Consider the following 18552-nt stretch of genomic DNA (forward strand, 5'->3'; position numbering starts at 1 on the left):
TAGCCCGCGCTACGGCTGCGTCGCCTGCACATTTCTCATCCGTCCGTACGCGTACACGCAGCCCGCGAGCGCCAGGTCGGACAGCAGCATGAAGCCGATCGAGTAGGAGTCCTTGGCGCTGTAGATCGCGCCCATGACGAGAGGCGGCACGAAACCGCCGAGGCCGCCCATCGCGCCGACGATGCCGGTGACGGAGCCGACCTGCGGCTGTGGCGTGACCCTGGAGACGAGCGCGAACACGCTGCCGCTGGTGGTGCCGAGGCCGGCCGCCATCAGCAGGAAGCAGAGCGTGCCGACGGGGGCAAGCGCCGGGTCGAAGGACTGGACGATGGCGAACAGCGCGACGACGCCGAGCGCGACGCAGGTGACGATCGCGGGGTGGATGTGGTCCGAGAGCCATCCGCCGATCGGCCGGAAGATGACGGTGACCAGGGCGAATCCGGCCGCCTTGGTGCCGGATTCGGTGGCGCTCAGGCCGTACCAGGTCTTCAGATACGTCGGCAGGTACACGCCGAACGCGACGATGCCGCCGAACCCGATCGCGTACAGCGCGGACAGCTCCCACGTCACCCGGAGCCGGCCCGCCTGCCCGAGCCGGGTGCCGAGCGAGGTGGACGGGATCGGCCGGCCCGGCCGGTCGGTGATGAGAAGCGCGGCGAGCACGGCGAAGACGGCGAGCGCGATGGCGACGACGATGAATGGCAGGTTCTCGCCCTGCTTGGCGATGCGCGGCGTGAAGAATCCGGACAGCGCCACACCGCCCATGCCCATTCCGAAAACGCCGAGTGCGAAGCCCCGGTGGGCCGGTGGAAACCACGAGTTGACCAGCGGAACGCCGATCGCGAAGGTCGTGCCGCCGAGGCCGAGCAGGAATCCCACGACGAGCATCGCCCCGTAGCTGCCCCGGGCGGGGATGACCAGCAGCACCGGAATGATGGTGAGCGCCGTGACCAGCGGGAACATCAGTTTCGCGCCATAGCGGTCGGTGAGCGCGCCCGCCGGGATGCGGCCCAGCGAGCCGACGAGCACCGGGATCGCGACCAGCAGCGACTGCTGGAAGGAGCTCAGGCCCAGACTCTCCTTGAAGTCCCCGCTGAGCGGCGAGATCAGGTTCCAGGCCCAGAACGTGAGCCCGAACCCGATCGTGGCCATGATCAGATTCCGGTACGCGGCCGCGGAGGGGGCAGTCGCCGGTCCGCCCTCAGCGACCGAGGGGGCCGTCTTCGTGTCTTTCACGCCCCCACGCTAGGAACAGCCGTCCGGGGAGGCCCGATCTACTGCTCCATACGAGGGGCGCCCGCCTGCTGCTCCATGGGCTGCGGCCCTTCCGGAACCTCCGGAAGCAGCCCTGCCGCCCGGGCTGCCGTCCCGAGCACGTCCCGCAGCATGGCGGGGGTGAGCCTCCCCGTGAACGTGTTGCGCTGGCTCACGTGGAAGCAGCCGAAGACCTCGAGCGGTGAACCGCCGTCCGTGGCGGGCAGCGTCAGGCGGGCGCCGTGCGCGAAGGCCGGGCGGGGCCGGGGAACGGCCCAGCCGGCCGCGCCGAACGCCGGAAGCGCGGCGTCCCAGCCGAAGGCACCGAGGGCGACGGCGGCGCGCAGATGGGGGCGCAGCAGTTCGAGCTCGCGCACCAGCCAGGGCCGGCAGGTGTCGCGTTCCTCAGGCGTGGGCTTGTTGGCGGGGGGCGCGCAGTGCACGGGCGCGGTGACGCGGACGCCGCGCAGGGTGAGGCCGTCGTCGCGCGAGACGGCGTCGGGCTGTGATGCCAGGCCCAGGTCGTACAGCGCCGCGTACAGCACATCGCCCGAGCGGTCTCCGGTGAACATCCGACCGGTGCGGTTCCCGCCGTGCGCGGCCGGCGCCAGGCCGATGACCAGCAGCGGCGCGGTGGGCGGGCCGAAACCGGGGACCGGGCGGCCCCAGTACGTCCAGTCCGCGAAGGACGCGCGCCTGGTCTCCGCGACCTGCTCGCGCCACTCGACGAGCCGTGGGCAGGCACGGCAGTCGGTGAGGGCGGCGTCGAGCTCGGCGAGGTTGCGCACGCCTCCACCGTAAGCGCGCGGAGAAAAAGCGGAGAAAAAGACGTCCGGGGCGGCCGCAGCGGGGCACTAAGGTCGAGGCATGGCTGGTCGAGACATGGCTTCAGGGGACCCGGACGGCACGGCGGGCGCCGCGGGTGAGGGATCCGCGCGCGTCGACAGCTGGATCTGGTCCGTACGGCTGGTCAAGACCCGGTCGTTGGGGGCCGCCGCATGCCGCGGCGGGCATGTGCGGGTCAACGGCGAGCGCGTGAAGCCCGCCCACGGTGTGCGCGTCGGCGACGAGGTGCGGCTCCGGCACGAGGGCCAGGAGCGGATCGTCGTGGTGAAGCGCATCATCCGCAAGCGCGTCGGCGCGCCGGTCGCCGTCGAGTGCTACGTCGACAACAGCCCGCCGCCTCCGCCCCGCGAGGCCGTCGCCCCGGCAGGCGTACGAGACCGGGGCACCGGCCGTCCGACCAAGCGCGACCGCCGCGAGATGGAGCGGCTGCGCGGCCTCGGCGGCCCTGGCGGGCCGCCGGCCGAGCAGTAGGTCGATTCACGCTCGTCGCCGGATGAGCCGCAGCAGCTCGGCGTTCTGCCGACGGCGTGCCCAGGCGATGAGAGCGAACGGCACGATGAAGATCACCGGTGTGGCCGCGTACTGGCCGTCGAAGACCGCGATCTGCGTGATGAACGCCCCGATCATCAGCCCGATGAAGGCCACGGACGCCACCGATGACAGCACCGGGATCAACAGGGCGACGGCTCCGGCCAGCTCCAGGGCGCCGATGGTGTACATGCCACCGGCGCCCCACCCGAGCTTGTCGAAGGACTCGGCCGCCGACGGATGCGCGATGAGTTTGGGCAGAGCGCTCGCGGCCGCGAAGAACAGGGCGAGCAGCACCTGGAGGGTGAGCAGCGCGAGATGGGCACGGCGGCCAAGCTGCCCGGCGGCGGCGCTCTCGGTGGCTCCAGCGGCGGAGGTGTCTGCGGTGGCGGGGTTGGTGGTCTCGGACATCGGGCTCTCCTCGGTGATCAGGTGCCGTTCGGCAGTCACCAAGACAGACCGGCCCGTGCCCCCGAACTCATCGGCCAGGCCCGGATTTCCCGAAGAGGGCTAGCGGACCGGCAGCGCCCGCACCCACGTCCCGTCGTCCGTCAGATACCGGTCGACCGTCAGGCCTGCTCCCGCGAGCGCCTCCTCGAAGGCCTCCTTCGTGAGAGGGCGGGACAGGAACGTCTGGGTCCACGTGGCGTCCGGGAAGACGTATTCCGCGTGCACCGAGTTCACGCGGTCCCCGACCGGCTCCGCGGACACGATGCGTACGGTGAAGCCGCTCGGGTCGACCCTCTCCCTCGGCAGATTCGTGTGGTAGTCCTCGCCTTCGCGCTGGATCAACACGCAGCCGCCGTCGGCGACATGGCGCCGACAGGTGTTCAGCAGGCCGCTCTGCACGTCCACGTCGCCTGCGTGCACCAGGAAGGAGCCGAGCACCACCGCGTCGAACGTCTCGGCGAGGTCCAGGTCCTCGATGGGCGTGCACACCGTGCGCGCGCCGCGGACCCGCTCCAGCATCTCGGCCGACTCGTCCACCGCCGTGACCATGAAACCCCGCTCAAGCAGCGGATGCGTCACCCGCCCCACACCGCTGCCCAGCTCCAGGATGTGCGCCCCCGCCGGCACGGCCCCGGCGATGACGTCCGGCTCGGCGCCCACGGGCAGCCGCGCATACAGATCGACCGCGCAGCCGTCCGGCGTGATCGCGCCGGGCCCCGTCCCTTCGTATCCCTTACGCATCCCACCGCTCATGGCCCGCCAACGAACCCCTGTCTCCGTGCGTTCCCTCGCCCCCGGTACCGCGGCGGAAACCAGCCACGGCCGCGTACCAGTTCCGCTCTCCCCCTTCGCATTCCTTCGCCGCTCGCTCCCGCGTTCGCCGCACCCCGTCAGGGGTACTCCGGGGGCAGGGAGCAGTGGTGGCGATGCGTACAGGCAGTGAACCGTTGACAGCGCGCAGTCCCCTGCGGATGCGCTTCTGGCTGAGCGTCTGGGGCGTGATCGTCACGGTCGCGGGCACGGTGGCGTTCGCCCTGGCGGGTCGTCCGGGGTGGGCGGCGGCGTGCGCAGCCGTGTGGCTGATCACCATCATCGACATGGCGGTGATCCTCAAGCACATCCGCGAGGGTCCGCATTACCAGCCAGGACGGGACGTTCCGCCCTACCCGCCCGACCGATGACCGGTGGTGATGGCGGCCGCTCATCGTCGGTGCCGGCGGCTGCGTCAGGAATCGAACCGCGCGGCCTTGACGTACTGGGGTCGCGGGTCGAGCGCCGCGGCGAGCCGGAAGTGCCGCAGCGCCTGGTCGGGCTTGCCCGAGCGCTCATAGGTGCGGGCGAGTGCGAAGTGGGCGAACGCGTTGTCGGGCTCGCGCTCCAGGACGATCGTGAACTCGAGCTCGGCAGGGCGCAGTTGTGCCGCGGCAAAGAACGCGCGCGCACGCAGCAACCGCGCCGCGGTGTTCTCCGGGTGGGCGGCGATGACCCGGTCGAGAAGCTTCACCGCACCGCGCGGGTCACGGGCGGCCAGCAACTGCTCGGCCGCACGGAAGTCGATGACATCGGTTTCCGGCGTACGTTCGGCGTGTTCGGGCACGACTGAGTCCTTCCCTGACTGCACGTCTTCAACGCCCGCCCCAGCCCCTGCTATTCCGGGGCCGGCCGCGAAGCCCTGTGCGCCAGATCCCGCCACACGGCGTGGACCTGTTCCCGCAGCTCGGCGAGCGGCACGTCGTTGTCGATCACGATGTCCGCGATCTCCAGGCGCCTCTCCCTGGTCGCCTGCGCGGCCATGCGCGCCCGTGCGTCCTCCTCGGTCATGCGGCGCAGGCGGACCAACCGGTCCAGCTGGGTCTCCGGGCTCGCGTCGACGACGACCACCACGTCGTACAGGGGGGCCAGGGTGTTCTCGGCGAGCAGCGGCACATCGTGGATGACGACGGCGTCGTCGGGAGCGGCGGCCTCCAGTTCGGCGGAGCGCGCGCGCACCAGCGGATGCACGATCGAGTTGAGCAGGGCCAGCCGGTCTGCGTCGGCGAAGACGATCGTGCCCAGCTTCGGACGGTCCAGGGAGCCGTCCGCGTGCAGGACCTCCTCGCCGAAGGCCTCAACGATCGTGGCGAGCCCCGGAGTTCCGGGCTCCACCACCTCACGTGCGATCTTGTCCGCGTCGATCAGCACCGCGCCGCACTCGACGAGCAGCCGCGACACCTCGCTCTTGCCGGCACCGATGCCCCCGGTCAGGCCCACTCTCAGCATGTCCGGAAGCTTAGGCCCTCGCGTCACGCACCGCTCCGGTGCCCGTGCCGCCAGGCGCTAGAGGTCGCCCTCCCGCTCCGCGAGGAACTTTTCGAACTCCCGGCCGATCTCGTCGGCGGACGGGATGTCGGCGGGTTCCGCCAGCATGTTGCCGCGGGTCTCGGCGCCCGCCGCGGCGTCGTACTGGTGCTCGAGACCCTGGACCAGCGCGACGAGCTCCTCGTCGCCCTCCCGGATCTGCCGGTCGATCTCGGTCTGCGTGCGCTGCGCGTCGGTGCGCAGGGAGTGCGCGACGCCGGGCAGTACGAGACCGGTCGCAGCGGTGATCGCCTCCAGGACGGTCAGCGCGGCGTCGGGATACGGGGAGCGAGCGACGTAGTGCGGAACGTGTGCGGCGACACCGAGCACATCGTGTCCGGAGTCGATGAGCCGGTACTCGATGAGCGACTCGGCACTTCCGGGCACCTGGGCCTCTTCGAAGGGGCTGCGGTGGCCCGGGACGAGGTCGGTGCGATTGCCGTGCGGGGTGAGTCCGACCGGACGTGTGTGCGGAACGCCCATCGGAATGCCATGGAAGTTCACCGACAGCCGCACGCCGAGCCGTTCGACGATCTGCCGGACGGCGGCCGCGAAGCGCTCCCACTCGACGTCGGGTTCGGGGCCGGACAGCAGCAGGAAGGGCGCCCCCGTGGCGTCCTGGACGAGAAGTACCTCCAGTGTGGGCACCTCATAATCGGTCCAGCGGTCGCGCTTGAACGTCAACAGCGGGCGTCGGGCGCGATAGTCGACGAGGCGGTCGTGGTCGAAGCGCGCCACGACCTGGTGGGGCAAGGAATCGAGGAGACGTTCGACGATCTGGTCGCCGGTGTCGCCCGCGTCGATGTAACCGTCGAAGTGGTAGAGCATGACCAGTCCCGCCGACTCCTGTGCGAGCGCCATGTCGACGGCGGTGAGCCCCTTGGGCTCCCATGCGTACAAACCCTGCGGATCAAGCACTGTGACCGCTCCTCCTCGTGTTCGTACAGCAGAACGCGCGACGGGGCGCGGGCATTCCCGCCCGCGCCCCTGCACACCTGCTCTCAGCAGTGCGTTGCGTGCCTCACGACGCCAGTACGCGCGCGTGGAGCGCCGTAACAGCCTTGCGCGCCGACGTGAAAGCGCCGTGCTGCCACGCGTCGGTGTAGCTCAGCCAGTCGCCCGCGAAGTACACGCGCCCGGTGGGCTCGTTCAGGGGCTTGTACCGCGGGTGGTCGGGACCGTCGGGGGTGTCGTGCCAGGCCGCCTCGAGATACGGGGTCTGCCGCCAGTGGTGCGAGAAGGAGGAGGCGAGCTCGGTGCGGTACTTCTCGCCGTAGATCTTCACTCCGGCGCCCACGGCGCGCTTCTCACGCTCCTTCGGGGTGAGTGCGGCATACGAGTCCGCGTCCTCGTCGTAGTTGTAGTAGCCGACCATCACGCCTCGCTCACCGTTGTAGCCGTACGAGGGGTGCCAGATGTGGGTGACGTCGAGGTCGGTCTCGGTGATGCCGCCGTAGATGTTGTGGTCGAGCTCCCACCAACGGGACTTGTACTCGAGGCCGATCTTGCCGGCGGACTGCGGCGTGATGGCCTCGAGGGCCGTCTGCACGCCGGATCCGAGGTTATTCGGGACCTTGGCGAGGATGTTGGGCGGCGTGGCCGCGATGCAGTAGTCGGCGTCGACGGTGTAGGTGCGGCCGCCCTGTGTGTAGGTGACGGTGACGCCGTCTCCCTTGTCGGTGATCTTCGTGACGGCGGCGCCGGTACGGACCCGGTGCTCGCCGATCGCCTTGGTCAGCGCCTTCGGTATCTGGTCCATGCCGCCGACCGGCTGGAACATCAGCATCGCCTGGTCGAACTCGAACTCGAAGGAGAAGTAGCGCCCGACGCCGGTCGCGAAGACCTCGGACGCGGACGGAACGTCGCCGAGGAGCACACCGGGGGTGCCCGCCGCGGCCGGGACGGTGGTGTACCCCCGGCGCGGACCGCCCTCGTACTGCAGCTTGTCACCGAGCTCGCCGAAGTCCTTCAGGAACTCAATCAGCCGCTCCTGATCGGCGGTGGTCAACTGCGCGTTCAGGGCGCCCTTGTCGGTCGCCTTGGCCAGGAACTCGGAGACGTAGCCGTATACATCGGCCTTGGCCGTGCGGTAGCGCATCGGCTTGGTCATGCCGGCGGACTCGTTGAAGATGTAGGCGTCGGCGTTGACGTTGGTGAATACCTCGACCGGTACGCCGAGTTCACGGCAGTAGTCGAGGGTGACCATCCACTGCGGGAGGCGCGCGGGGCCCGCGTTCATGTACTGGCCGTCGCTGAAACGCGCAGTCTGCTTGTTGCCGTTGAGGTCGGTGGTGGAATCGCCTCCGCGCACCGTGAAGTTGCGTCCACCGGTGCGGTCTCTGGCTTCCAGGACCGTACAGTCGTAGCCCGCCTTGCCGAGTTCGTACGCGGAGGCGAGCCCGGCGATGCCGCCGCCGATGACGACCACCTTGGCCGCGCCACGACCGCTGAGCGTGAAGTCCCCGGACTGCGGGGCACGGAAGGGCTGTTCACGCTGCGCCGCCTGCGCGGTGGGGGCAAGACCCAGGGCACCCATGGTGGCGAACATCGCGCCCGCACCACCCGTGAGACCCACATTGCGGAGAAACGCTCGTCGGCTGGTGCCCGTACCGGCCTGAGGCTGTGCCATGTGTTCGGCTCCCCTAATCGATCATGACTGATGAAGGGATCCTGACAAGAACCTGTTACAACCCGACGGGATTCATGTATCCACCACATTTCTCACGCTGTGGCACGGCTGCGCTGCTATGAGCGCACGCGCCGTTCCCGCCATGGGCAGCAATCTCGCGCAACGCCGACGCTGTACCGCTGTGGGCGGAGCGCCCGACCGCTGTGGGCAGGCGTTCCGCAGGGCGACGGGGGTCCCCCCTGCTCGAACGAAGCCGAGAGCTTGGGGGAGGGTGGGCACAGCCCACGACGGCCGGCAACCGGAAAACTAGGGCGCCGGGGCTACCCAGGCAACGCACTGGGGCCCGCACCCAAAGGGTGCGGGCCCCAGTGTTACCGGCTAAGCCCTAGCGGCTGGGGGTCCCCCCGGCCGAAGGTTGGGCGAGTTCAGCTCTGACCACCGGCGAGCTTCTCGCGCAGCGCAGCCAGCGCCTCATCCGAGGCAAGCGCCCCGGAGTTGTCCGCGGACTCCGAGGAGTACGACCCACCGGTCGCGGCCGGAGCCGCACCCGCCGCGTCGCCGCCCTCGGCCGCAGCCTGGGCGTCGGCCTCGCGGGACTTGATGACCTGCGCCTGGTGCTGCTCGAAGCGAGCCTGCGCCTCGGCGTACTGGTGCTCCCACGCCTCGCGCTGGGTCTCGTAGCCCTCGAGCCAGTCGTTGGTCTCGGGGTCGAAGCCCTCGGGGTAGATGTAGTTGCCCTGGTCGTCGTACGACGCGGCCATGCCGTACAGCGTCGGGTCGAACTCGACCGAGGCCGGGTCGGCACCGAAGGCCTCGTTGGCCTGCTTCAGCGAGAGGCTGATGCGGCGGCGCTCGAGGTCGATGTCGATGACCTTGACGAAGATCTCGTCGTTGACCTGGACGACCTGCTCCGGGATCTCCACGTGGCGCTCGGCCAGCTCGGAGATGTGGACCAGGCCCTCGATGCCCTCGTCGACGCGGACGAACGCACCGAACGGAACGAGCTTGGTGACCTTACCCGGGACGACCTGACCGATCTGGTGGGTCCGGGCGAACTGCTGCCACGGGTCCTCCTGGGTCGCCTTCAGCGACAGGGAGACGCGCTCGCGGTCCATGTCGACGTCGAGGACCTCGACGGTGACCTCCTGGCCGACCTCGACAACCTCGGAGGGGTGGTCGATGTGCTTCCAGGACAGCTCGGAGACGTGGACCAGACCGTCGACGCCACCCAGGTCCACGAAGGCACCGAAGTTGACGATCGAGGAGACCACACCGGACCGCACCTGACCCTTCTGGAGGGTGGTGAGGAAGGTCTGGCGGACCTCGGACTGGGTCTGCTCCAGCCAGGCACGGCGGGACAGGACCACGTTGTTGCGGTTCTTGTCCAGCTCGATGATCTTCGCCTCGAGCTCCTTGCCGACGTACGGCTGGAGGTCGCGGACGCGGCGCATCTCGACGAGAGAGGCCGGGAGGAAGCCGCGGAGGCCGATGTCGAGGATGAGACCACCCTTGACGACCTCGATGACGGTACCGGTGACGATGCCGTCTTCTTCCTTGATCTTCTCGATCGTGCCCCAGGCACGCTCGTACTGGGCGCGCTTCTTCGAGAGGATCAGGCGCCCTTCCTTGTCCTCCTTCTGGAGGACCAGGGCCTCGATCTCGTCGCCGACGGCGACGACCTCGTTCGGGTCGACGTCGTGCTTGATCGAGAGCTCGCGGCTCGGGATGACACCTTCGGTCTTGTAACCGATGTCGAGCAGGACCTCGTCCCGGTCGACCTTCACGATGACGCCGTCGACGATGTCGCCGTCGTTGAAGTACTTGATCGTCTCGTCGATCGCGGCGAGGAAGGCTTCCTCGTTACCGATGTCGTTGACCGCAACCTGCGGGGTGGTGGCGGTGGTCTCGGTGCTGCTCGTCATGTGGGAAAGGGCTCCGGTACGGACATTGAGTCGTAGGTACTGCTTACGCCGGGAGCCCGTTTCGCTCTGCAGAAGCCGGACAGCTTAGGAGGCACGTTTTCCGGTTTTCCATTGAAACGGAAAGCGCCTCGACAACCGAGGGGACATACAACAGATGCGAGCGCAGCCTGCTATGTCTGAGGTGCGCAGGCCCGCAGCGCAACTTGTAGCATACGGGGGCAGCGGGGCAGGGTCAATGCGCGAACGCGCACACCCGGGGCGGATCGCCGCATTCCCGGCACAAGACCTGTTGTCTGAGGCCACAGGGGCCGCACCGCACTCCGTCGCGACACGCACGCAGCGTCACGACCGGCGCGGCAGCGCAGCCCCGCGGCACGACGCCGTCGAGACCCGTCACGACAGATCTGCAGCAGGTGACCGAAGAGTACGACGAGGGAGCCGACCATCCAAGAGCCTGAGCTGCCGGAACCGGAAGCCACTCGACGTGAGACCGATGTCACGGAGAGCAGTCGCGCGAGTCGCGGCTGGTGGGACCGGAACGCGGACGAGTACCAGCGCGATCACGGCGCCTTTCTCGGCGACGACCGTTTCGTCTGGGGCCCGGAAGGGCTCGACGAGGCGCAGGCGGCGCTGCTGGGCCCCGCGGCCGAGCTGAAGGGCAAGCACGTCCTGGAGATCGGTGCGGGCGCGGCGCAATGCTCGCGGTGGCTGGCCGCGCAGGGCGCCCGGCCTGTCGCACTCGACCTCTCGCACCGGCAGCTGCAGCACGCGCTGCGGATCGGCGCCGACGGGGTCGGGTTGGTGCAGGCCGATGCGGGGGCCCTGCCGTTCGCGGACGGCTCCTTCGACCTGGCCTGCTCGGCGTACGGGGCGCTGCCGTTCGTCGCGGACCCGGTGCGGGTCCTTCGGGAGGTGCGCCGTGTGCTGCGTCCCGGTGGCAGGTTCGTCTTCTCCGTCACGCATCCCATCCGGTGGGCGTTCCCGGACGAACCGGGCCCGGAGGGCCTGTCGGTGGCCGCCTCATACTTCGACCGCACGCCGTACGTGGAACAGGACGAGCAGGGGCGTGCCGTGTACGTCGAGCACCACAGGACGCTCGGTGACCGCGTCCGGGACGTGGTCGCGGCGGGTTTCCGGCTCGTCGACCTCGTCGAGCCGGAGTGGCCGGCCTGGAACAGCCAGGAGTGGGGCGGGTGGTCGCCGCTGCGCGGGAATCTGATCCCGGGTACGGCGATCTTCGTCTGCGTACGGGACCGGTGACTGCTTACGGGACCGGTCAGGTGACGTGCGCACGGGGCTGGAGACTGGGGGCGTGATCCGTACCGACGCCCTCGAGCGGCTGCCCGTCCGTACCGCCGTGTCCGCGCTGCGGGAGGCGCTGGATGAACACGGCACCGCGGTGCTGTGCGCGCCGCCCGGGACGGGCAAGACGACGTTCGTGCCGCTGGCGCTGGCCGGTCTGCTGGGCGACTCTCCGGCGGGCGCAGGGGATGCGGTGCGGCGCGTCGTCGTCGCCGAGCCGAGGCGCATCGCCGCGCGTGCCGCCGCCCGGCGGATGGCGTGGCTGCTGGGCGAGAAGACCGGGCAGCGGGTGGGTTACACGGTGCGCGGTGAGCGCGTGGTGGGGCGGCACGCGCGCGTGGAGGTCGTCACGACGGGTGTTCTGCTGCAGCGGCTGCAGCGGGATCCCGAGTTGGCGGGTGTCGATGCGGTGGTCATCGACGAGTGCCATGAGCGGCATCTGGACGCGGACACGGTCGCGGCGTTCCTGCTGGACGTACGGGCGGCGCTGCGGCCGGAGCTGCGGTTGCTGGCGGCCTCGGCGACGACCGATGCGGAGGGGTGGGCGCGGCTGCTGGGCGGTGCGCCGGTGGTGGAGGCGGAGGGCGTCTCGTATCCGGTGGACGTGGTGTGGGCGCCGCCCGCGCAGCCGGTGCGGCCGCCGCACGGGATGCGGGTGGATCCGGCGCTGCTGACGCATGTGGCGGCGGTGGTGCGGCGGGCGCTGGCGGAGCGGGGCGGGGATGTCCTGTGTTTCCTGCCGGGGGTCGGGGAGATCGCCCGGGTGGCCGGTCATCTGGCGGGGCTGGGCGGGGTCGAGGTGCTTCAGGTGCACGGCCGGGCGCCGACAGCGGTGCAGGACGCGGTGCTGGCGGGCTCGCCGGACGGTACGCGCAGGGTGGTGCTGGCGACGTCGGTCGCGGAGTCGAGTCTGACGGTGCCGGGGGTGCGGGTGGTCGTCGACTCCGGGCTGGCGCGGGAGCCTCGCGTGGACCATGCGCGCGGGCTCAGCGCCCTGACCACGGTGCGGGCCTCACAGGCGGCGGGACGGCAGCGGGCGGGACGGGCCGGGCGTGAGGCACCGGGTGCCGTGTACCGGTGCTGGTCGGAGGCGGAGGACGGGCGGTTGCCGCGGTTCCCGGCGCCGGAGATCAAGGTGGCGGACCTGGCCTCGTTCGCTCTGCAGGCTGCGTGCTGGGGCGACCCGGACGCGTCGGGTCTGGCGCTGCTCGATCCGCCGCCGGGCGGGGCGATGGCCGCGGCGCGGGAGGTCCTCCACGCCATCGGTGCCGTCGACCCGGCCGGCCGGGCCACCGAGCGGGGCACCCGCATGGCACGGCTCGGGCTCCATCCGCGGCTGGCGCGCGCCCTGCTCGACGGGGCCGGCGAGGTGGGAGCGCGGCGGGCCGCGGAGGTGGTCGCCCTACTCAGCGAGGAGCCGCCGCGCGAGTACGGCGACGACCTGGCCGCGGCCTGGCGGACCGCTCGCCGCGGCCGTGACGCCTACGGGGCGCGCTGGCGGACGGAGGCACGGCGGCTGGAGTCCGCTGTCGCACCGGGCGGGGGCGCGGCGGACGCCCGGTCCACCGAGCCCGCCGAGGCCTCGGGGCCTGGCTCGGACGCCGACGACGCGGCTCGCGCCGTGCCCGCGAACGGCGGGCACGCGGACAGCGGGATCCCGGACCGCGAGCGCTCGGACGACGGTGCCCCGCGTGTCGGTGCCGCGCGCGACGGGAGCGGAGCGGACGCCCGGCCTGCCGAAGCCGCGGGGCCGGGCCCAGCCGCCGAGGATGCGACTCACGCCGTGCCCGCGGACAGCGGGCACGCGGGCAGCAGGACCCCGGACCGCGAGCGCTCGGACGACGGTGCCCCGCGTGTCGGTGCCGCGCGCGACGGGAGCGGAGCGGACGCCCGGTCTGTCGAGGCCGTCGGGGCCGCGGCGTCCGGCTCGGACGCCGCGGGCACCATTCACGCCGTGCCCGCGGGTGGCGAGCGCCCGGATCGCGGGCCGGCGGACGACGGTGCCGGGCGTGCCAGGGGTGCCGCGCCCGGCAGGGGCGCGCACAACCGTGCTGCTCCGCAGGCCCTGTCCGCAGGCGGCGGTGCGTACGCCCGGCACACCGACGACCTTGTCGCCGGGCTCGTTGCCGCGCTGGCGTTTCCCGAGCGGGTGGCGCAGGTGCGGGGCGGAGGGGTGTACCGCATGGTGTCCGGGACCGGTGCCGAACTCGGCGAGGGTTCCGCGTTGCGCGGGACACCGTGGATCGCGGTGGCCGTGGCCGACCGGCCCGTGGGGGCCGGGCACGCGCGCGTGCGGCTCGGCGCCGTGATCGACGAGGCGACCGCGCGCCGGGCGGCCGCTTCCCTGTACGCCGAGGGCGAGGAGGTCGGCTGGGCGGACGGCGACGTCGTCGCCCGGCGTGTCGAGCGGCTGGGGGCCGTGGAGCTGGTCGTGAGCCCGCTCAAGGACGCCGACCCCGGCCTCGTACGCGAGGCGCTGATGGAGGGGTTGCGGCGCGAGGGGCTGGGGCTGCTGCGCTGGTCGCGGGACGCCGAAGCGCTGCGGCAGCGGCTCGCCTTCCTGTACCGGCACAAGGGCGCCCCCTGGCCGGACGTATCGGACGATGCCCTGCACGCGCGCGTGGGCGAGTGGCTGGAGCCCGAGCTGAGCCGTGCCCACAGGCGGACCGATCTGGAGCGCATCGACGCGGGCCAGGCGCTCACGCGGCTGCTGCCGTGGGCGTCCGGTGAGGCGGTCCGACTGGACGAGCTGGCGCCCGAGCGCGTCGAGGTGCCGAGCGGGTCCAGGATCCGGATCGACTACGGCGACCCCGAACAGCCCGTACTGGCCGTGAAGCTGCAGGAGATGTTCGGCCTTGCCGAGACGCCGCGCGTGGCCGGAGTTCCGCTGCTCGTACACCTGCTCTCGCCCGCCGGCCGCCCGGCCGCCGTCACCGCCGACCTGGCCTCCTTCTGGCGCGACGGCTACCGGTCCGTGCGCGCCGAACTGCGCGGCCGTTACCCCAAGCACCCATGGCCCGAGGACCCGGCCACCGCCGAGCCCACCCGCCACACGAACGCGCGGCTCAGGCGTTGACCGGTTGCGGCTCCGGCTGGCGCTCCCCCGCCGCCGCCGGGTCCCCCGGCCTGCGGCCGCGCGCCTCCAGTACGAGCGACAGCGTGAGCAGGGCGACGCCGAGGCCGAGGAAACCCCAGGGCAGATACGACGTCAGCAGCAGGACGAGCGTGCGCTGGGACTTGACCAGGGCGACCGTCGACCTGATGTAGTCCTCGCGCATCTTGACGTGTCCGGCGAACACCGTGACCTTGTCGCGGTCGCCGAGCAGCGTTCCGCCGCGCAGTTCCTCCTTGTGGATCTCCTCGCCGTAGACCGGGGCGCCGGTGACGGGTTCCACCCAGAACCTCCGCACGGTCGTGTACCAGCGGGTGGTGCCCGTCTTGGCGACCGACTCGGGGGTGATGCCCTCGACCGGCATCGTCTTCGGCATGCTGACCTTGGTCCAGGGGATGGTCTGCTCGAAGTAGTAGACCTCGACGCCGCGGAAGTTCTGCGTGCCCTTGTAGTGGATGGGTGTGGTGATGCGGGCCTGGGCGTCGAAGTACTCGTAGTCCCGCTTCTCGGTCAGGAAGGGCCACTTGAACTCGATGCCCTCCCGTTTGACCGGGTCCCCGTCGACCATCTCGCCGGGTGCGTGGACGGGCTCCTGGGTGTGCGCGTCAAAGATGTACCGTTCGGGGATCTTGGAGACCATGCTGCCGTCCGGGCCCTGGACGTAGGAGAGCCCGTCCCAGACCACGACGTCGCGGCCGGCGCTCTTCTCGATCTTTTCGGACTCCTCCACGTTGCCCTTGAGGGTCTGCACGATGGTGATCTTGCCAACCTTCTTGGCCTGCATGGTGCCGTAATCGAGGAAGGTCGCGGGCGTCGCCTCCAGCACCATGGTCTGGTAGTGGTTCGCCGGGATCTTCGCCAGCCGGGGGAAGCCGTACCAGCGCATGAGCGGGGACAGCGCCGTGCAGAACACGGCGAGGGCGAGCAGGACCAGGCTGGCCTTGCGGCGCATCTCGACGGCCCTCCTACGGGTCAGGGGTGTGCGGGGACGGTGGTGAGCAGCGGGTTCGGTGAGGTCTCGCCCGGTGGTGAGCCGACGGCGGTGAGCGTGAGCACCAGGGCGAACGCGACGGCGAGACCGGTGGCAGCGGCGATGAGGGCACGCACAGAGGGCCTCCCGGCGGTCTGATGACAGTGATCTGATGCAGCGTCAGGGCTGGGGCACCGTAGCAACGGCCGCGCGAGATGAGAACACGTTGCACATGCAGAACGGCGCCCCTCTGCCGGCGGTGGCAGAGGGGCGCCGCTGTGTGCGAGCTGCCGTGCTTACGAGGCGGTGGCCGCCTCCACGTTCAATTCGACCGTGAGCGTCGCGCCGCCCGTGGTGTTGATGCGGAGCAGGAACGTGCCGGTGGTGTCGTCCGCGTACAGCTGCGGCAGCTTCAGCAGACCGTTCGCGTCCGTCTCGAGGCCCGTGAGGGTGCGAACGGGGTTGCCGTCGGCGTCCTTGAAGTAGGGGCCATTGTCGTTCTGCGTGGTGTCGTCCGCCGACTTGATCAGGGTCGCGGTGGCCGCGACACCGTCCGCGGCGGCGCCCTTGTAGGTGGCCTTGACCTCGACGGCGTCCGCGAACTGGCCGCCGGGCGTGCAGGTCAGCGCGGTGTCGCTGGTGCGTACGAGGGTGTCGGCCTGGCGCTCGGTGACCGTCGCCGTGTAGTCGAGACCGGAGAGGGTGCGGCCCACGACGGCTGCGCGAACGGTGAAGTCGCCCGTCTTCTCGCCCGCCTGGAGCGTCGGAGCCGTGGCCGTGCCGGTCGCCGACGTGGTGACCGTGGCGATGGTCTCTCCGCCGGTGAAGGTCGCGTCCGTGTCGCCGACGATCGTGAACCGCACCCTGACCTTGGGCACGCCCACGCCCGACGCGGACTCGGCCCGCACGGACACCCGCTCGCCGAACGCGTCGCCCGCCATCGCCGTCAGGCCCCCGGTGCCCGCGTCCTCCAGGCGCGCCACGGTGTCGGTGGGGGTGGGCGAAGGGCTGGGCGTGGCCGAGCCGGTTCCGGGATCGGTCGGGGCGGGGCTCGTCGTACCGCCGCCCGGCTTCGTGGTGCCCGGCTTCTGCGTACTGGGCTTGGTCGTCCCGGGAGTGGTCGGGGACGGGCTGGGGCTCGGACCGTCGCTGTCGTCGCTGCGGTCGGTCGGCAGGACGCCCGTGCCGTCCGGGACCTCGTGGGTGCCCTTGCGGTAGTACTCGAGCCACTTCAGGACCGTGTTCAGGTAGTCCTGCGAGTGGTTGTAGCTGAGGATGGCCGCGTGCAGCTGCGAGGTGACCGACAGGTCGCGGTCGCCCGCACACAGATAGCGGCCGGCGGCGAGCGCCGCGTCGTAGATGTTGTTGGGGTCCTTCTTGCCGTCGCCGTTGCCGTCCGAGCCCCAGCTCTCCCACGTCGAGGGGATGAACTGCATGGGGCCGACAGCACGGTCGTGCACCGTGTCGCCGTCGTACGCGCCGCCGTCGGTGTCGGTGATCTTCGCGAAGCCGTTGCCGTTGAGGGGCGGTCCGAGGATGCCGGTCGTGGTGCCATTCGCGTCCACGCGTCCGCCGCGGGCCTGGCCCGACTCGACCTTGCCGATGGCCGCGAGCAGTTGCCAGGGGAGGTTGCAGCCGGGCTTGGACTCCGCGAGGGCGGCCTCGGCCTTCTTGTACGCGTCGAGGACGGTGGCGGGTATGCCGGCTTCGGTCTCACCACTGTTGCCGCTACCGTCATCGTCGCCGTCGCTGGGCGTCTCGGTGGGGCTGTTGAGGGGCGGCAGATCCATGTAGTAAGGGGAGTTGCCGGTCGCGCCGGGGTCGGTGTCGGTGTCGGCCGCGGGGCTGTCCGTGCGCTGCCGACCGGTGTCGCTGTCGGTCAGGCCGGGGGCCTGGGACGCGGACAGTGCCGCGACCGTGGCCGCCGCCAGGGCGGCGGTTGCCATCCCCTTGCGCAGCCTCCTGCCGAAGTGCGCCGCCATTCCGAGAACCCCTCCCATTGACGATCGTGCGGGACCGTCCGCGCTCCCCAGCGCGCGACCCACGTGACACTACGACAACTTGGGGCGCCTAGACACCTGTTCGTGCCCGATATTCACCGGTTGGCCACTCCTGATTTCAGCCATCCTCCACGTCCGGGCACCCGCATCGGCCCGATCGGCGCGTCCCGCATACTGGGCGGCATTGATCGCGACACGGTTACGGGGCGCACGGTCGGGGCGGCGCGATCAGTGGGCACTGTCCAAGGGGCACTGTCCAAGGGGGAACTGTCCGAGGGGGACTCTTGCCGTTCACGCTCAGCCATGCGGCCGCAGTACTGCCGGTGATCCGCCGTGACGGCACGGGGCGGGGGCTGCTGATTCCGTCGGCGCTCGTCGCGGGCTCTTTTACGCCCGACATGACGTACTTCGCGGCGAGTGTGCTGCCCGGAGCCATGGAGTTCGGGGATTACACGCACTCCGCCCTGGGTGTGTTCACGGTCGACGCCCTTATCGCGGCGGCGCTCGTCGGCGTGTGGAGGGTGCTGCGCGAGCCGTTGGTGGCGCTGCTGCCGCGTACTTGGCAGGGCCGTACGTATGCGCTGCTGCGCGGGGGCGAAGGAGCAGGGCAGCGGGGGCGGTGGTCCCCGGGGGCGTTGATCGTGTGGGGGTACGTCTCGGTGGTGCTCGGGGCGGCCACGCATGTCGTATGGGATGCGTTCACGCATCTCGACCGGTGGGGGATGCGGGTGTTCCCCGTGCTCGGCGAGGAGGTCGCGGGCTCGCCGCTGTACTGGTACGCGCAGTACGGCGGTTCGGCTCTGGCTCTGGTGGTGATCGCGCTGTTCATCGGCTCGGCGCTGCGCCGGCTGCCGTCACCGTCCGCCGAGCCTGTTCGTGTGCCTGAAATGTCCGTCCGCGGGCGGTGGTTGGCGGCTGTCCTGATCGGCGGATGCGCGGCGGTGGGTGCCGCGCACCGGGCGCTCCGCTGGTGGGCGTACTGGGGCGCGACCGCCAAGGCGTGGGAACTGATCCCGACGCTGTGCTTCGGCGCGGGGGCAGGACTGGCCGTGGGGTTTGTCTTGTACGGAGTGGGGGTGCGGGGGTTGCGGGCAGCGGGGCCGGCCACTGCCGCCGACTCCGCCTCCGCGGCAGCGGAGGCCTCAGCGCGCACGGACGCGGGGCCCGCGACGCCGCGTTGACACGGCCGCGCCTCACCGTTG

The 18552-nt window shown here is 71.0% G+C and carries 17 protein-coding genes; 5 read left to right on the forward strand and 12 right to left on the reverse strand.

Translation table 11 applies throughout. The annotated features are described in order from the left end of the window. Positions 1-9: 9 nt before the first annotated feature. Together ABT009_RS20560 and ABT009_RS20565 are read right to left on the reverse strand one after the other, a co-directional pair. Positions 10-1152, reverse strand: coding sequence for an MFS transporter (locus tag ABT009_RS20560; RefSeq protein WP_351297040.1), 1143 nt, complete (start codon positions 1150-1152; stop codon positions 10-12). Positions 1153-1274: 122 nt separating this feature from the next. Next, complete coding sequence (locus ABT009_RS20565) at positions 1275-2042, reverse strand: uracil-DNA glycosylase (RefSeq protein ID WP_351296506.1); 768 nt, start codon at positions 2040-2042, stop codon at positions 1275-1277. A gap of 79 nt (positions 2043-2121) precedes the next feature. Here ABT009_RS20565 and ABT009_RS20570 point away from each other — a divergent pair, with 79 nt between their 5' ends. Further along, entirely contained in the window at positions 2122-2571 is a 450-nt protein-coding gene (locus ABT009_RS20570; protein WP_351296509.1) for an RNA-binding S4 domain-containing protein, read from the forward strand. Between the two features lie 6 nt (positions 2572-2577). Here the strand turns inward: ABT009_RS20570 and ABT009_RS20575 are convergent, their stop codons facing one another. Both ABT009_RS20575 and ABT009_RS20580 read right to left on the reverse strand, forming a co-directional pair. Beyond that, on the reverse strand, positions 2578-3039 hold the full coding sequence (locus tag ABT009_RS20575) for a DoxX family protein (protein ID WP_351296512.1): 462 nt from the start codon (positions 3037-3039) through the stop codon (positions 2578-2580). A gap of 99 nt (positions 3040-3138) precedes the next feature. Further along, the gene (locus ABT009_RS20580) at positions 3139-3819 is read right to left on the reverse strand and encodes a class I SAM-dependent methyltransferase (protein ID WP_351296515.1); all 681 of its coding nucleotides are present in this window, start codon (positions 3817-3819) and stop codon (positions 3139-3141) included. Positions 3820-4004: 185 nt separating this feature from the next. On the opposite strand from ABT009_RS20580, the gene ABT009_RS20585 reads away from it, so the two are divergent. Then, positions 4005-4259, forward strand: a complete 255-nt coding sequence (locus tag ABT009_RS20585) for a DUF6343 family protein (RefSeq protein WP_351296518.1) — start codon at positions 4005-4007, stop codon at positions 4257-4259. A 44-nt stretch (positions 4260-4303) separates the two neighbouring features. Here ABT009_RS20585 and ABT009_RS20590 read toward each other — a convergent pair whose 3' ends face one another. The 5 genes from ABT009_RS20590 to rpsA form a co-directional block, all read right to left on the reverse strand. Beyond that, positions 4304-4675, reverse strand: coding sequence for a tetratricopeptide repeat protein (locus ABT009_RS20590; RefSeq protein WP_351296521.1), 372 nt, complete (start codon positions 4673-4675; stop codon positions 4304-4306). Positions 4676-4725: 50 nt separating this feature from the next. Then, positions 4726-5337 (reverse strand): dephospho-CoA kinase, encoded by a 612-nt coding sequence (coaE, locus tag ABT009_RS20595; RefSeq protein WP_351296524.1) that lies wholly within the window; start codon positions 5335-5337, stop codon positions 4726-4728. 57 nt (positions 5338-5394) lie between these two features. After that, a complete protein-coding gene (locus ABT009_RS20600) occupies positions 5395-6333 on the reverse strand; it encodes a PAC2 family protein (protein ID WP_351296527.1) in 939 nt (312 codons plus the stop codon). A gap of 103 nt (positions 6334-6436) precedes the next feature. Continuing rightward, positions 6437-7963 carry a flavin monoamine oxidase family protein gene (locus ABT009_RS20605; protein ID WP_351297043.1) on the reverse strand — a complete coding sequence of 509 codons (1527 nt, stop codon included), beginning with the start codon at positions 7961-7963 and terminating at the stop codon, positions 6437-6439. 506 nt (positions 7964-8469) lie between these two features. Further along, complete coding sequence (gene rpsA / locus ABT009_RS20610) at positions 8470-9966, reverse strand: 30S ribosomal protein S1 (protein ID WP_351296530.1); 1497 nt, start codon at positions 9964-9966, stop codon at positions 8470-8472. 444 nt (positions 9967-10410) lie between these two features. Here rpsA and ABT009_RS20615 point away from each other — a divergent pair, with 444 nt between their 5' ends. Further along, on the forward strand, positions 10411-11226 hold the full coding sequence (locus ABT009_RS20615) for a class I SAM-dependent methyltransferase (protein ID WP_351297046.1): 816 nt from the start codon (positions 10411-10413) through the stop codon (positions 11224-11226). Positions 11227-11278: 52 nt separating this feature from the next. Further along, positions 11279-14344 carry an ATP-dependent helicase C-terminal domain-containing protein gene (locus ABT009_RS20620; protein ID WP_351296533.1) on the forward strand — a complete coding sequence of 1022 codons (3066 nt, stop codon included), beginning with the start codon at positions 11279-11281 and terminating at the stop codon, positions 14342-14344. On the opposite strand, the gene pgfA is transcribed toward ABT009_RS20620, so the two are convergent. The 3 genes from pgfA to ABT009_RS20635 form a co-directional block, all read right to left on the reverse strand. Next, a complete protein-coding gene (gene pgfA / locus ABT009_RS20625) occupies positions 14334-15332 on the reverse strand; it encodes a cell envelope lipid trafficking protein PgfA (RefSeq protein WP_351296536.1) in 999 nt (332 codons plus the stop codon). The genes ABT009_RS20620 and pgfA overlap by 11 nt on opposite strands. A 20-nt stretch (positions 15333-15352) precedes the next feature. Further along, a complete protein-coding gene (locus tag ABT009_RS20630; RefSeq protein WP_351296539.1) occupies positions 15353-15487 on the reverse strand; it encodes an SPW_0924 family protein in 135 nt (44 codons plus the stop codon). Positions 15488-15646: 159 nt separating this feature from the next. Continuing rightward, complete coding sequence (locus ABT009_RS20635) at positions 15647-17332, reverse strand: lytic transglycosylase domain-containing protein (RefSeq protein ID WP_351296542.1); 1686 nt, start codon at positions 17330-17332, stop codon at positions 15647-15649. Positions 17333-17634: 302 nt separating this feature from the next. Here ABT009_RS20635 and ABT009_RS20640 point away from each other — a divergent pair, with 302 nt between their 5' ends. Then, complete coding sequence (locus ABT009_RS20640; RefSeq protein ID WP_351296545.1) at positions 17635-18531, forward strand: DUF4184 family protein; 897 nt, start codon at positions 17635-17637, stop codon at positions 18529-18531. Positions 18532-18552: the final 21 nt, after the last annotated feature.

The sequence above is a fragment of the Streptomyces sp. NPDC002896 genome (assembly GCF_040295225.1).
In the GTDB taxonomy this organism is placed as follows: domain Bacteria; phylum Actinomycetota; class Actinomycetes; order Streptomycetales; family Streptomycetaceae; genus Streptomyces.